This window comes from Butyrivibrio sp., assembly GCF_017940685.1.
GTDB lineage: Bacteria > Bacillota > Clostridia > Lachnospirales > Lachnospiraceae > Butyrivibrio.
Map to the genome: position 1 here is coordinate 1 of NZ_JAGAYD010000097.1, position 14293 is coordinate 14293.

At 42.6% G+C, this 14293-nt stretch carries 12 protein-coding genes and 1 rRNA gene; 12 read left to right on the forward strand and 1 reads right to left on the reverse strand.

Translation table 11 applies throughout. From position 1 onward, the window contains the following. The 9 genes from J6I68_RS06090 to J6I68_RS06130 all read left to right on the forward strand — a co-directional run. Nucleotides 1-190, forward strand: a 23S ribosomal RNA gene (locus J6I68_RS06090); the annotation flags it as partial. Between the two features lie 349 nt (nucleotides 191-539). Then, a complete protein-coding gene (locus tag J6I68_RS06095; RefSeq protein WP_292204115.1) occupies nucleotides 540-1442 on the forward strand; it encodes a chemotaxis protein in 903 nt (300 codons plus the stop codon). Nucleotides 1443-1542: 100 nt separating this feature from the next. Continuing rightward, the gene (locus J6I68_RS06100; protein WP_292218539.1) at nucleotides 1543-2361 is read left to right on the forward strand and encodes a hypothetical protein; all 819 of its coding nucleotides are present in this window, start codon (nucleotides 1543-1545) and stop codon (nucleotides 2359-2361) included. Continuing rightward, nucleotides 2358-4697 carry a hypothetical protein gene (locus J6I68_RS06105; protein ID WP_292218541.1) on the forward strand — a complete coding sequence of 780 codons (2340 nt, stop codon included), beginning with the start codon at nucleotides 2358-2360 and terminating at the stop codon, nucleotides 4695-4697. The genes J6I68_RS06100 and J6I68_RS06105 overlap by 4 nt, the downstream gene beginning before the upstream one ends. Before the next feature lie 43 nt (nucleotides 4698-4740). After that, the gene (hisH, locus tag J6I68_RS06110; protein ID WP_292218543.1) at nucleotides 4741-5358 is read left to right on the forward strand and encodes an imidazole glycerol phosphate synthase subunit HisH; all 618 of its coding nucleotides are present in this window, start codon (nucleotides 4741-4743) and stop codon (nucleotides 5356-5358) included. A gap of 23 nt (nucleotides 5359-5381) precedes the next feature. Continuing rightward, nucleotides 5382-6146: an imidazole glycerol phosphate synthase subunit HisF gene (hisF, locus tag J6I68_RS06115; protein WP_292218544.1), complete on the forward strand. Its 765-nt coding sequence runs from the start codon at nucleotides 5382-5384 to the stop codon at nucleotides 6144-6146. Further along, on the forward strand, nucleotides 6137-6814 hold the full coding sequence (locus tag J6I68_RS06120; RefSeq protein ID WP_292218546.1) for a uracil-DNA glycosylase: 678 nt from the start codon (nucleotides 6137-6139) through the stop codon (nucleotides 6812-6814). The genes hisF and J6I68_RS06120 overlap by 10 nt, the downstream gene beginning before the upstream one ends. Before the next feature lie 65 nt (nucleotides 6815-6879). After that, nucleotides 6880-8169 (forward strand): diaminopimelate decarboxylase, encoded by a 1290-nt coding sequence (locus J6I68_RS06125; protein WP_330622438.1) that lies wholly within the window; start codon nucleotides 6880-6882, stop codon nucleotides 8167-8169. 8 nt (nucleotides 8170-8177) lie between these two features. After that, entirely contained in the window at nucleotides 8178-9050 is an 873-nt protein-coding gene (locus tag J6I68_RS06130) for a tyrosine-type recombinase/integrase (protein WP_292218548.1), read from the forward strand. Here the strand turns inward: J6I68_RS06130 and J6I68_RS06135 are convergent, their stop codons facing one another. After that, nucleotides 9051-10079 (reverse strand): 3-deoxy-7-phosphoheptulonate synthase, encoded by a 1029-nt coding sequence (locus J6I68_RS06135; RefSeq protein ID WP_292218550.1) that lies wholly within the window; start codon nucleotides 10077-10079, stop codon nucleotides 9051-9053. A gap of 176 nt (nucleotides 10080-10255) precedes the next feature. Between J6I68_RS06135 and J6I68_RS06140 the strand changes: the two genes are divergently transcribed. From J6I68_RS06140 to J6I68_RS06150, 3 genes are all read left to right on the forward strand, one after another. Further along, on the forward strand, nucleotides 10256-11908 hold the full coding sequence (locus J6I68_RS06140) for a TolB family protein (RefSeq protein WP_292218552.1): 1653 nt from the start codon (nucleotides 10256-10258) through the stop codon (nucleotides 11906-11908). 18 nt (nucleotides 11909-11926) lie between these two features. Beyond that, on the forward strand, nucleotides 11927-12553 hold the full coding sequence (locus J6I68_RS06145) for a C39 family peptidase (protein WP_292218555.1): 627 nt from the start codon (nucleotides 11927-11929) through the stop codon (nucleotides 12551-12553). A 19-nt stretch (nucleotides 12554-12572) separates the two neighbouring features. After that, nucleotides 12573-14293, forward strand: a 1721-nt coding sequence (locus tag J6I68_RS06150; RefSeq protein WP_292218556.1) for a C1 family peptidase, incomplete at its 3' end; no start/stop codon positions are given.

Here is a 14293-nt window from a genome sequence, read left to right on the forward strand (position 1 = left end):
ATAAGGCTGGGTAGCCACGTCCGGAAGGGATAAACGCTGAAGGCATCTAAGCGTGAAGCCCCCCTCAAGATGAGATATCCCTGACTTGTTCAGTAAGACCCCTTGGAGAGTACGAGGTTAGATAGGCACAAGGTGTAAGCATGGTAACATGTTCAGCTGATGTGTACTAATAGGTCGAGGGCTTATCCAAACTAGGAGAACTTGACGAGGTATTTTCGAGTCTAGTTCGAGTGTTGTTCTGGATCGTGCGAAGCACGAGAGCAGAACTTCCTTATTAGCAATATGGATCATTAGATAATTTCAGTATTCGGTTTTACAGGTACATTTTTTTAATTAATTTTAAACGAAAAACAAAATTTATAAAAAACTTATAAATCAAATCTAAAAAGACGGACAAATGCCCGTCTTTTTTGTTTTTATGTATTTATTTTCAGAAAATTATGCTATACTGAATAAGGATATTCAAAATAATTTCTATCGGTTTTATGTATTTTTTTCTTTTCTAGGCAGTTAAAATTTTTTATACACGAGGTGAGAGAATGGAATCAAAAATTCTGCTTGAAAGTGGTAACAACGAACTGGAAGTCCTTGAGTTTAAGATTGATGACCACTGCTATGGCATCAATGTTGCTAAGATCAAGGAGATTATTGTTTATCAGGAAGTAACTCCTGTTCCAAATGCACATCCTAGTATTGAAGGTATATTTATGCCACGTGATACTATGATAACAGCTATAGATCTGCGCAACTGTTTGCAGAGAGGTGCATCCAAGGCAGGCGGACTCTTTATTATCACTAACTTCAACAAGCTGGATATTGCTTTCCATGTTGATGCTGTTGTTGGTATCCATAGAGTATCATGGGCTGATATCATCAAGCCTAATGCTACAATTTCCAAGGCTGAGGAGAGTATCTCTACCGGTATCATCAAGTTTGAGAATCAGCTTATAATTATTCTCGACTTTGAGAAGATCGTATCAGATATCAATCCTAATACAGGTCTTAATATGGATTCTCTCGGAGATATTGGAACACGTAACAGAAACGAGATTCCTATCGTCCTTGCAGAGGATTCACAGCTTCTTAACAAGCTTATCGTAGATTCTCTCAATAAAGCAGGATATAATAATGTCAGACACTTTGAGAACGGCAAACTTGCATATGATTACATCAAGGCTTGCAAGGACAGAGGCGAGCTTGACAAGATCAAATGCATTATAACTGATATTGAGATGCCTATCATGGATGGGCACAGGCTTACAAAGCTTGTAAAGAGCGACGATGCAACCAAGGATATTCCTCTTGTAATCTTCTCATCACTGGTTAACGAAGAGATGAGGAGAAAAGGAGAATCACTTGGAGCTGACAGACAGTTGTCCAAGCCAGAGATCGGAAACCTTGTTTCAGTAATTGATGAACTTGTAAACGCTTCTGAAGGCTAATATATTTTGACTTTAACTCCCTTTGCCTCTCGGTTATGAAACACGTTTTCAATGACTGTTTTGGTGAGGGGAGTATTTTTTTAAAGCGGAAGTGAGGAGAATGGAAAAAAAGTTATCACAGGTCATTCATGAATATGACCAGATAATTGTCGGAATAGGCAATGAGTGGAACTGGATAAAGACCGGTATCAAGGGGGATGAAAGATACCATGAGCTTTTGCAGTACTGCGAAGATGACAGTAACAAATGGCTTCTTCCGATAATTGAGTTTGAATACGGTTATTACAACAACGATGAAAAAGTTGATAACGCTTACAGAGCTCTTAGAAAGCTCATAGGCGACAAGCCTTATTTTTTAATATCTGAGACCTTTATTCACGATGCAATACTTGATGGGTTTGAGGAAAAGTACAGTGTATACCCCTGTGGTAATTACAGATACCTACAGACCAATGATCCTTCTGATGATTTGCTGGATGTTACCATCACAGAGGATTTTAACGGAATAGTAAAAAGGATCCACAAGATTATTACAGAACGTGGCGGTCATCTTACAGATGGCGAGAGCTTTTATAAGCCATTTCAGGATGGAAAATCATTATTTCTTAACCAAAAGAGACCAGAATATAGTAATATTAAATATAACGAGAGTGCTTACCTTGAGAATTGGGGCAAGTATACTCAGTTCCTGTCGGGGACAATGGGAAAGAGCCTGTTGCTTCTTGAGCTTGGAGTATCCTTGGATCACCCAACAGTTATCAGATGGCCCTTTGAGAAGGTGACTTTTGTCAATGAAAAGGCGCATCTTATTAGGGTTCATGAAAAGCTGTATCACCATACCCCTGAGATAAAAGAAAAAACTGATTCAATCCAAATGAATTCAGTAAACTATATTTTGCAGGAGAGTGAAGGGCTATGAAGTCGAATAACGAAGAATATCTCGACAGTCTGCTAGATTCAGCCCAAAAATCGAATAGTAGCAATCCTCAATCTGCACTTAGCAGGATGTCAACGCATTCCTCTGGATCCCTTACAGAAGGCGACTCAGGGGATATTAGTGCGCTTGTACAAAATTCTGGTGGCAGTAACAAAGACCTCAATGATATTGGCGATATGCTTGGTAAGCTCGACAGACACCAGCTTGTTGACAGTAAGCTTGAGGATCTTTTAGATGATATTGAAACTCCAACTGATTCTTCAATTCCTCAGTTCACTATAGGAAGTGACCCAAGCATTGATGATGTAAGGGATCCTGAGGAAATAGCCCTTGATGAGGCTATTGCAGACGCAGAGAGGCTGGATGCTGAAATACAGAGCGGCAAATTTAACAGTGCACCAGTAGAGGAACCAGAAGCAGAAGCTGCACCTGAACCTGAGGTGCCACAGGCTGTCAGTGCGCCACTGGTAGATGTTGAGGAGGGCGATGACGCTCTTTTAGAGATGGCTCCGGAGGTTTCGCTTCCGGAGGATAATGAGGTCGTTCTGGAAAAAGAGGCAAGTTCTGATGCCAATGAGACTCCTGAGGAGATCTTAACTGACCTTCTTGATGAGATGTCTGATGAGAATCTGATGGCACCAGAGGAAAAGTCAGTTCAGGACAGCCTGAGTGATGTTCTTGATAATATGGCGGATGATCCGGATATGGCACCAGCCATGGAAGATGCACCAAAAGAGGAGGAAGCTCCAGCACCAGAGAATACTGGTTTGGGCGATGCAGCTTCTTTAGACCTTGGAATGACCCAGGAAGAAATAGATGCTGCCCTTAGTGGTAAGCCCCTTCCAGAAAACGAATCTGCTGAAAATAAAGCAGATGACCTTAGCCTTGACGATATGTCACTGGCAGATCTTGAGGCAGAAATGGATTCAGCAATTGGCGGCGATGACAGCCAGGATGCTGAGGCTGCTCCAGTAGAGAACCTTGAAGATCTGATGGGAGATCTGGCTCTTACAGAAGATAATGCTGCGCCAGATGATGGTGCGGGGACTCCGGCTCCAGAGACCGAAGCAGAAGATCATGGCGAGATCCTTCTGGATTCTGGGGATGAATTTAACCTGGAAGCAATGGAGTCCAGCCTTGATAATCTTCTTACTGGAGAAGCTGCTGATGATGCTGCAGTGGATGGCGAGGTTTCACAGGTGGCTGATTCTGGTGCAGGGGAAGATGCTGGATCATCTGATTCTGAGGAAGTATCCATGCAGGATCTGGATGCCCTTATGAATTCTCTTGCCAACGATGAGATAGAGGATATAGAAAACTCTGCAGGAATGGGCGATGCTGCAGGAGGAGAAGGGGAGAATGAAATCCCTAAAGATGATATATTAGGCGCTCTTACAGAGGATGGCTTTGATGATCTTGGACAGGAGCCTTCCCTTGAGGATCTTGCTTCTATTCCGGAGAGAGGCGCTGATTCTGAAGATGATGAGGCTGATAAAAAGGGCAAAAAAGCAGGTAAGGAAAAGAAAGAAAAGAAGAAAGGCTTTTTTGCAAAACTCATTGAAACTCTTACCAAGGAAGATGATGAGGCAACAAATGAAGGTCTTGCCAGCTTAACTGATGAAAATCAGCAGGTTTTAAATGAACTTGGTGAAGAGGGAGACGGCAAGAAAAAGAAGGCTAAGAAAGAGAAGAAGCCAAAGAAAGAGAAGCCTCCGAAAAAGGAAAAGCCACCAAAGGAGAAAAAGCCTCCAAAGCCAAAGAAGGAGAAAAAGCCAAAGCCTCCAAAGGCGGACGATGGCGTTCCAGAAAAGGCTATATCTCCTAAGAAGATTGCTCTTTCAGGAATATTTGCAGCCAGCCTTGGAATTCTTTTCCTGATACCGGCTATTGTACTTCCTGACAGAATAGCATCCCAGAGGGCTAGTGCAGCTTACACCCGCAAGGAATACACAACAGCTTACAAGATGCTGTACGGCAAAAACATGACTGAAGATGAGACAATAGTCTACGAGCAGTCAAGAGTCCTTGCCTGGGCACAGAGATATCTTGATGGTTACGAGAACTATACTGCTATGAACATGAAGGAAGAAGCCCTTGATATGCTTCTTATGGCAATGCGTAACAGAGAGGATCTCCTTAGCGAGGCAGCGAAGTATAGTGTTGAAATTGAAGTTAATAGCGTGTACGATAGTATAGAATCGTTGCTTACGAACAGTTATGGCCTTACAGAAGCTGAGGTTTTAGAGATCAACTCTATCAAGAAGGATAGGGACTATACTATCAGACTTATGGAAATAGTGGGAACTTTGGAGTCATAACAGCCAAGGAGCATCGATACCTTAAAAATGGAGTAGATGCAAATTGGTAGCTATTATCGATTATGATGCAGGTAACATTAAGAGCGTAGAGAAGGCTTTTGAGTATCTTGGAAGCAAGGCTCTTGTAACAAGAAATCCACAAGAGATCTACAAGGCAGATCACGTTGTCCTTCCAGGAGTGGGAGCTTTTGGCGACGCCATGGGCCGTATCAGGGAATATGGCCTTGAAGATGTAATAAGAGAAGTGACTAAAAAGAATGTTCCTTTTATGGGTATATGCCTGGGTCAGCAGCTGCTTTTTGACTTTAGTGATGAGTCAAAAGGAGTAACTGGTCTGGGCATTTTGCGTGGTAAGATCCTTCAGATCCCAGAAACTGATGGAAATGGTAAAAAGTACAAGATCCCCCAGATTGGTTGGAACAGCCTTGATTTTCCAAGTCAGGGAAGGCTCTTTAAGGGCATAGATGAAGGGGCATATGTTTACTTTGTTCATTCGTATTACTTAAGCGCCGAGGACAGGAGCATTGTTAAGGCAACCACAGACTACAACGTAACAGTAGATGCTTCCGTTGAGTGCGGCAATGTGTTTGCGTGTCAGTTCCATCCGGAAAAGAGTGCAGAGGTTGGAATGCAGATACTTAAGAATTTCCTTGAAGTTTGATGACTACATAAGAGGAGTAATATATGCTTACAAAAAGAATCATTCCCTGCCTGGACGTTAATAACGGAAGGGTAGTTAAGGGAGTAAATTTCGTTAATCTTATAGATGCAGGAGATCCGGTAGCTGTTGGCGAAGCCTACTCCAAGGCTGGTGCAGACGAGCTGGTTTTCCTTGATATTACAGCTTCCAATGAGAGAAGAGCTACTGTAGCCGACATGGTAAGAGAAGTTGCGAAAAAAGTCTTCATCCCCTTTACTGTAGGCGGCGGTATCAGAACTGTTGATGATGTCAGGGCAATCCTTAGAGAAGGTGCAGACAAGGTATCCATGAACTCAGCAGCCATTGACAGGCCAGAGCTTATAGCTGAGGCAGCTGATAAGTTTGGAAGTCAGTGCGTTGTACTTGCAATAGACGCCAAGAGGCGAGAGGATGGCAGCGGCTGGAACATATACAAGCACGGTGGCAGGATCGATGTAGGACTGGATGCCGTGGAATGGGCTAAAAAGGGAGTTGAGCTTGGAGCAGGAGAGATACTTCTTACTAGTATGGACTGTGATGGCACCAAGGCTGGCTATGATATTGAACTGACGAGAGCGGTAGCCAGGGCTGTTTCTGTTCCTGTCATTGCATCTGGCGGAGCTGGAACCCTTGAGCATTTCTATGACGCCCTTACAGAAGGGGAAGCTGACGCGGCACTGGCAGCATCCTTATTCCACTTTAAAGAACTTGAGATTTCAGAAGTTAAAAAATACTTAGGAGAGAGAGGTGTTCCGGTAAGATGGGCATGATAACCGGGGATTGGCTTGAAGCTATTGGGGATGAGTTTAAAAAGCCATATTATAAGAATCTATATGAGTTTGTGAAAAATGAGTACAGCACGAACGTTGTTTACCCTCCATCTGAGGATATCTTTAATGCCATGCACTTTACTCCCCTTAAGGATGTAAAGGTTCTGATCCTGGGGCAGGATCCATACCATGAGCCAGGCCAGGCTCATGGCCTTTCTTTTTCTGTGCTTCCAGGCAAGGCAGATACACCGCCTTCTCTTGTAAATATCTATAAAGAACTAAATGATGATCTTGGATGTTATATCCCTAATAACGGATATCTTAAAAAATGGGCTGATCAGGGTGTGCTTCTTTTAAACACAGTACTTACTGTAAGAGCTCACGCTGCAAACTCCCATCAGGGAAAAGGATGGGAGCAGTTTACTGATTCCATCATAAGGGCAGTAAACAGCCAGGACAGACCAATAGTTTATATGCTGTGGGGAAGACCGGCACAGATGAAGGCGCCAATGCTTGATAATCCCAAACACCTTGTTCTTAAGGCTCCTCATCCAAGCCCTCTTTCTGCTTACAGAGGCTTTTTTGGGTGCAAGCACTTTAGTCAGTGCAATGAATTTTTGTCAAAAAATGGTGTAAGCCCCATCGATTGGCAGATTGAGAATATTTAACTATTGCAAATTGATGCATTACTATGCTAAAGTGTGAGTTAAGTTTTATGCATCAGGAGGACATTATGAAAAAACCTTTCGTTACTAAGGAAAAAGTAGATGAGATAGTAAAGAAATATCCCACACCCTTTCATATTTACGATGAAGAGGGAATTGTAAATAACGCCAAGGCAGTATACGATGCCTTTTCATGGAACAAGGGATTTAGAGAATACTTTGCAGTTAAGGCAACGCCAAACCCTAGGCTTTTGGAGATCCTAAAGGATTGTGGCTGCGGTTTTGACTGTTCATCAATGACTGAGCTGATGCTTAGCAGTGCAGTAGGAGCATCTGGAGAGGACATCATGTTCTCATCAAACGATACTCCAGCCAGCGAATTCGCTTATGCAGACAAGCTTGGAGCCATCATCAATCTGGATGATTTTACACATATCGACTACCTGGAAGAGACCATAGGAAGGATTCCTGAGACCATTTCCTGCAGATTCAATCCTGGCGGAGTTTTCCAGATGAGCAATGGCATTATGGATAATCCAGGAGATTCCAAGTATGGTATGACAACTGAGCAGCTCTTTGAGGCATTTAAGGTCCTCAAGGCAAAGGGCGCCAAGAGATTTGGCATTCACGCATTTCTTGCCAGCAACACAGTGACCAATGAGTATTATCCTACACTTGCGGGACAGCTCTTTGAGCTGGCAGTTAAGCTTGAAAAAGAGACTGGAGCAGACATAGCATTTATCAACCTCTCTGGAGGTGTAGGAATTCCATACAGACCAGATCAGACAGGCAACGATATTGCAGAGATTGGCAAGGGTGTTCACGAGCAGTATGACAAGATCCTTGTGCCTGCAGGAATGGGAGATGTAGCAATCTACACAGAAATGGGCAGATTCATGATGGGCCCTTATGGAGCCTTGGTGACCACTGCTATCCACGAAAAGCACATCTACAAGGAGTACATTGGAGTTGACGCCTGCGCTGTAGACCTTATGCGCCCTGCTATGTATGGCGCATACCATCACATCACAGTTTTAGGAAAAGAAAATGCTCCTGCAGATCAGGTTTATGACGTAACTGGATCTCTTTGCGAAAATAACGATAAGTTTGCTATAGAAAGACAGCTCCCCAAGATCGACATGGGAGATTACATCTACATTCATGATACCGGAGCACATGGCTACGCTATGGGATATAACTACAATGGTAAGCTTAAGAGCGCAGAGCTTCTTCTTAAGAAGGACGGATCAGTTGAGCTCATAAGAAGAGCAGAGACTGCAAGAGATTATTTTTCAACCTTAGACACCCTTAGTATCTACGACAAGCTTGATACCATCATGAAGGAAGAGGGCATTTAAAACAAACTATGGACAGGCAGATTGACGAATTCATAGATTACCTTCGAAATGTAAAAAAGACTTCGGATAATACCCTTATCTCATATAAAAGAGACCTTGTCAGGATGATGAATTATATGAGCCTTAGGGGGATAACTGATCCAAAAGATATTACTGAGGATAAGATTCTTGATTATTGTAGTAGCCTTAGGGAGGAGCATTTTGCTCCTTCCTCTATTTCAAGACACAATACATCTATCAAGAATTTTTTCCGTTATTTATTAGAGATTGGCGCGATAGAAGACAACCCTTCAGAGAATATAAAAAGTCCCAAGGTAACTGCTAAAGAGCCAAGAGTTCTTAATGCAGTTGAGATAGAGAATATTCTTTCCCAGGATTTTGGGGATGACGCCAAGGGCAAAAGAGATAAGGCAATCCTTGAGCTTATGTACGCCACAGGCCTTAAGGCTTCCGAGGTGGTGAATCTCAAGCTCTCTAACGTTGATCTTGGCCTTTCATGCCTAAGACTTGAAAAGAGGCTCATTCCTTATGGCAAAAAAGCAAAAGAAGCTCTTTTTGCATACCTTACTGATGCAAGAAAAGAGCTTTCTTTAGAAAATTCTGATGATGAGACAGTTTTTTTAAACTGCAATGGAACTCCCCTCAGCAGACAGGGGCTATGGAAGCTTATTAAAGTTTATGTAAAAAAAGCGGGAGAAAGTTCAGACATCACGCCTTTTACACTTCGTCATTCCTTTGCTGTGCACCTGGTAGATAATGGGGCAGACGCCTCATCAGTACAGGAGCTGATGGGATATTCCGACAGTAATACAATTTCAAGATATATGGGTAAAAACGTCAGATCCAAGGATCCATATGAGTGGGCTCGTATTAGAAACTGATCAGCAGGTCTCTGCGATCTCTAATAGGAGCCTTTCTGTATCTTCCCATCCAAGGCATGGGTCAGTAATGGATTTACCATATATTCCTTCGCCAATCTTCTGGCAACCTTCTTCTATGTAACTCTCTATCATGACGCCCTTAACAAGGTTCTTGATATCTGGATTTAAATTCCTTGAATGAAGCACCTCTTTTACAATACGGATCTGTTCCTTGAACTGCTTGCCAGAGTTGTTGTGGTTGGCATCAATGATAGCAGCAGGGTTGATGATCTCTCTCTGCTCATAGAGCTTTAAAAGAAGGCTCAAGTCCTCATAGTGGTAGTTTGGAAGGGACTGGCCATGCTTGTTGGATGAACCACGAAGGACGCAGTGAGCAAGAGGGTTTCCGTTGGTTGAAACTTCGTATCCTCTGTACACGAAGGTATGAGGCTGTTGAGCTGCGTAAACGGAATTAAGCATTACAGAAAGTGTTCCACTGGTAGGATTCTTCATACCAGCAGGAACGTCAAAGCCGCTGGCTGTCATTCTGTGTTCCTGATCCTCAACTGAGCGGGCTCCAATTGCCACGTAGGAGAGAATGTCAGCGATATATCCCCAGTTTTCAGGATAGAGCATCTCGTCAGCTGCAGTGAGCCCTGACTCTTCAATAGCTCTTATCTGCATGTGCCTCATGGCAACAAGACCTGCGCGGAAGTCTGTTTTTCCCTCAGGGTCAGGCTGAGAAGTGATACCCTTGTAGCCATCGCCTGTTGTACGAGGCTTGTTGGTGTATATTCTTGGGATAAGGATCAGCTTATCCTTAACTTTGTCATTGAGCTTGCCAAGGCGGGAGACGTAGTCGCATACTGCATCCTCGTTGTCAGCAGAGCAAGGTCCAACCACAACAAGAAATTTGTCGCTCTTACCTGTGAAAACGTCAGAGATCATGGCGTCTCTTTCTTTTTTTAGGGCGGTAAGCTCCCTGCTTAATGGAAATTCAGATCTAATCTCCTCTGGAGTTGGCAGTTTTTGTATATAATCGAAAGACATGATGATTCCTCCATAATTTACAGTCGTGGAATACTATACCACTTTAAATCGGAAAAGTAAACTATATTTTTTCTAGTCTACTGTGTATTTTACTATGATAGCAGACTACTGACAATTGATACGTGTTGTTATATAATATCGTGGTTTGAGAAAAGAGTTTTTTAGGGAGTTTTATTATGAGTAATGGAAAAAATAGTGGTGGAGTGGTAATTGGGATTGGAATTGCGGCTTTAATGGTTGTTTCCTCTACTTTAGGATATAAGTTTATCACTGCAGTAAGCCCGAAGGTTGATGAGACCTTTAACAGTACCCTTAAGGATACATTTGGAATTGAGGTTACCAGAGATGTTAAGGAAAATCCTGAAGAAGATGGCAAAGGTACAGACACTTCAGATGTAGAGACAGGAGATGATGTTGCAGGCGAAGGTCCTGATTCATATCAGAAGATTGTCAGCAACAAGCCTTACACTTACAAATCTCAGAATACAAGAACCTATACAGGTACTACAATCCATACCACAGAGACATATCTATATAATTCGGAAGGAAAAGTATTAGACAGATTCTATAATGAAGACGATCTGTCACTGCCTATATCCATGAATGTGGATGCATCAGAAGCAATCGTGTTAAAGGATAAGACTCTTTATTACATAGATGCAGATCTGAACGTCAAGATCATTACTGAAAAAGTAGAGGGGGCAGGAATGTGCTATGAAGGTGGGTATTTCTACTACACCACGCTTTCTGAGTCATACATGAGGGATGTCTACATCTATGATGTGGCTGCTGGAAGTGCAACTAAGGTTGCAGAGACCAACCTTAATAATGTGGCTATTTCTCCAGATGGACAGACTGTTGCCTATTTTAATTACATTACTGAAAAAGAGCTTTATACCTGCAAGATAGGTGGAGAACCAAAACTTGTTTACAGTGGCCTTCGAACAACCCCTATAACTGTTTCCAATGACGGTGACACAGTTTATTTTGAGTCTATAGATGAAAATGACGGTATTTACTGCTACAACAGAGGGCAGTCTATCAAGATCAGCAGAGAATATGCTTACAATGCCTTTTTCGACAGAGATTGCAAACAGATACTCTTTGAAGAGCCTGGCAAGGTAAAATACTATAAAGCTGGAGACACCGTTGCGCTTCCTCTCTTTGACAGCTCTTATATGGAGTACAATGTCTGCAATGCGAAAAAGCAAAGGACTGATATGAGCCTTGGACATTACATAATAGATACTGACAGCTTTTCAGATGTACTTGTCATCTATGACTACGAAAACTACTTCACTCTTAAAGGCGATACTCCGGTTTTGTTCCCTATTGCCTCAAGCAAAGACGGTATGCATGCTATCGCACCAACTATCGGAGAGAACGGACCTGTCTGCTACTACGAAAAAGACTGCATTCTTTATAGAGCAGACTACGATGGAACATATATGGTAGAGACCGCAATTACTGAAGAGGGAAAGTTTCTGTATGATAAAGTTGTAAGTGATAGTGGTGATGAAGTCTGGTTTAAAGTATATAGCGATCCCGCAATTTACTACTGCAAGAAGGGACAGGATCCCGTGAAAGTAGCTGACGGATTATCGGATAAATTATTTAATTTCAAATGGAATCCTCAGGATGGAAAGTGCTATTATATTAAAGAGGGAAAGCTGTACTCTGTCTATGACAGCGTAGATACGACAGAGTCATATGATATAGATATTAAAGAGTTTGGTTACCCGCATTACAACGAAAAAGTCATTTGTATCGTAGATACAAGTGGCAAAGAATTTGTACTTCTAAGCGGAGAGCTTTATCCATATAACTGATCAGGAAATGACTATTATATGAAACAACCTTATGGCGGCATTAAGAATATTTCTAAATATCTGATGGAACAGTACGGAGAGAAGGGAGTTCTTGTGAAAAGAGGCAGGACCCTTCTTATGAACCAGATGTCCATGGAAGAAATAAGCGGCCGGCGCACCAGGAACTGCAGCGTAGTGGCTGTTACAAGAGTCATGGACTACTATAGGCAGACACTTGGGCTTACAGGAATCCCTTCAGATATACATGAGCTGTACAAGCAGGTTGAGGATATTGCGGAGGCTTATGGTTATACTGATAAGAGAGGAACTGTTCCCTTTTTTATCGCTTCGATCACCAGAGAAGCATTCAAGGAATATAACATCAAGGCCAGATGCAGAGGAATCTATGTTTGGAGCTTTGAAAAACACGTAGTTAAAGAAATTTCTGCAGGAAGACCTGTTATAATGAATATTGCAAGGGGCTTTTACAAGGACCACACTGTTGTTGTGTGTGGCTACAGCATCTGGCGCGTGGGAGACAAGCTCTTTCCTATGCTCAGGGTTATAGATGGCTGGAAAAAAGGTATTCACTTTATCGACTATGAGTCCTTTGCAAGGGATATTTCCCAGTCTATATTTGGTTCCTTTAACACAACTGTAATCTGATCTTTGAGGGCGGAAAAAAGTGAAGAAAAGTCTTAGAAATGTCATCATTGCCATAACCATCGCTTTAGTGATAGGAGGAGTGGTTTCTTTTGTTGTTATCAAAAATAAAAATACTTCCTCTAATTCATCAAGGCGGGATGAGGTATCTTCAGACTATAATGCCGACGAAGATCTTCAGGGGCTTGTTGGAACTCCTGAGGATAATGAGAGCTTTGATAAGGAGGCTGCAGCTGCATCAGGTGGCAGCTCTTTTATCAGCAGTGTAGTATCAGAGACAGTCAATAACCCTCTTACCAGCGATGTTGAGCAGGTGAGAAAGGTTCTTTTGCCGGAAGCTGTCCAGATTGGAGACGGCGATATTGGCGCATTCTATAGTAACCAGGATTTTACTGATGTTATCCCGGTTGATATCAATTCTTTTTCAGAAAAAGAGATTCCTTCTAAATATGATTCCAGAAATGTGGACGGAAAGTGTTTTGTGACAGAGGTGGAGGATCAGGGCTACACGTCACTTTGCTGGACCTTTGCAGCTCTTGGAGCGGTGGAGAGTGACATCCTTAGGCACCACGCTGATCTTAAGCCAGAAGACATCGACCTTTCGGAAAAACATCTTGCATACTATAACCTTCATAAGGCAAATGGATCCCTTAATGGAACTATTGATGGAGACTATCGCGAGCTTGTAAACAGGGATGAAGAGCCGGATGCGTGGCTCTTTGACTATGATACAGGATATATCGACTGCGGCGGCGTAACAAACTTTGTCATAAGTATGCTGACTGCCTGGAAGGGTCCTGTTGCTGAGACTGGAAATGACGAGTTTAAGAGCACCTACGGAGCAAAATATATCTTTACTGACAATGCAGATGCGCCTTCAGGAGCCTACGAAAGTCTCTATCATGTACAGGCAGTGGATCAAATGCCTGCAAAGCTAAGCAATAACACACTGGTCAAGCAAATGATCATGGAACATGGCGCTGCAACTATAGGAATAAATGCTGATTCCAAGTACTGGAAAAACCACAGCTCAAGTAATTATTCATCCTTTGGAGGAGAAAAGGCAGAGACTGCCAATCACGAGGTTCTTATAATTGGCTGGGACGATGATTACAGTGCTTCAAACTTTGTAACTGCTCCAGAAGGAGATGGAGCATGGCTTTGTAAAAACAGCTGGGGTACCAGTTCAGGTAAGGAAGGGTGCTTCTATCTTTCATATTATGACGAGACAGTTGATGTCAGCAATGCAGCTGCTTACGAGGTTGCTGCCCCGGGAGAAGACAACTGGTATGACAACAATTATCAGAGCGCTGGCTTTTTGACCAATACTGTAAGCTGCCTTGATGATTCTGAGAACATGATGAGAGCCTATTCCAATGCCAAGAATCCCTATGGAATGCTGTATGAAACAACAGGAAACCAGGATCTTAAGGCTGTTGGACTTATGAGCATAGATTTGTATCAGCAGTATGAGCTTGATATCTATGTTAATCCAGATGTGACAGATGGTAATATTACCTTTAATGACCAGACTGTTCCAGCAATATCCCAGAAGATATCAGCTATAAGCGCTGGTTACCACACATTTGAACTTGATGATGATGTTCCACTTGAAAAGGGAGATAAGTTCTTTATCCTTATAAGACCGGTAACATCAGGACGACTTCCCTTTGAAGAGGCTGAAGATATGATGGGAGAGCCCAACTACGATGAGTGGAGAAACCTGGTGGGCAGTATCCACAA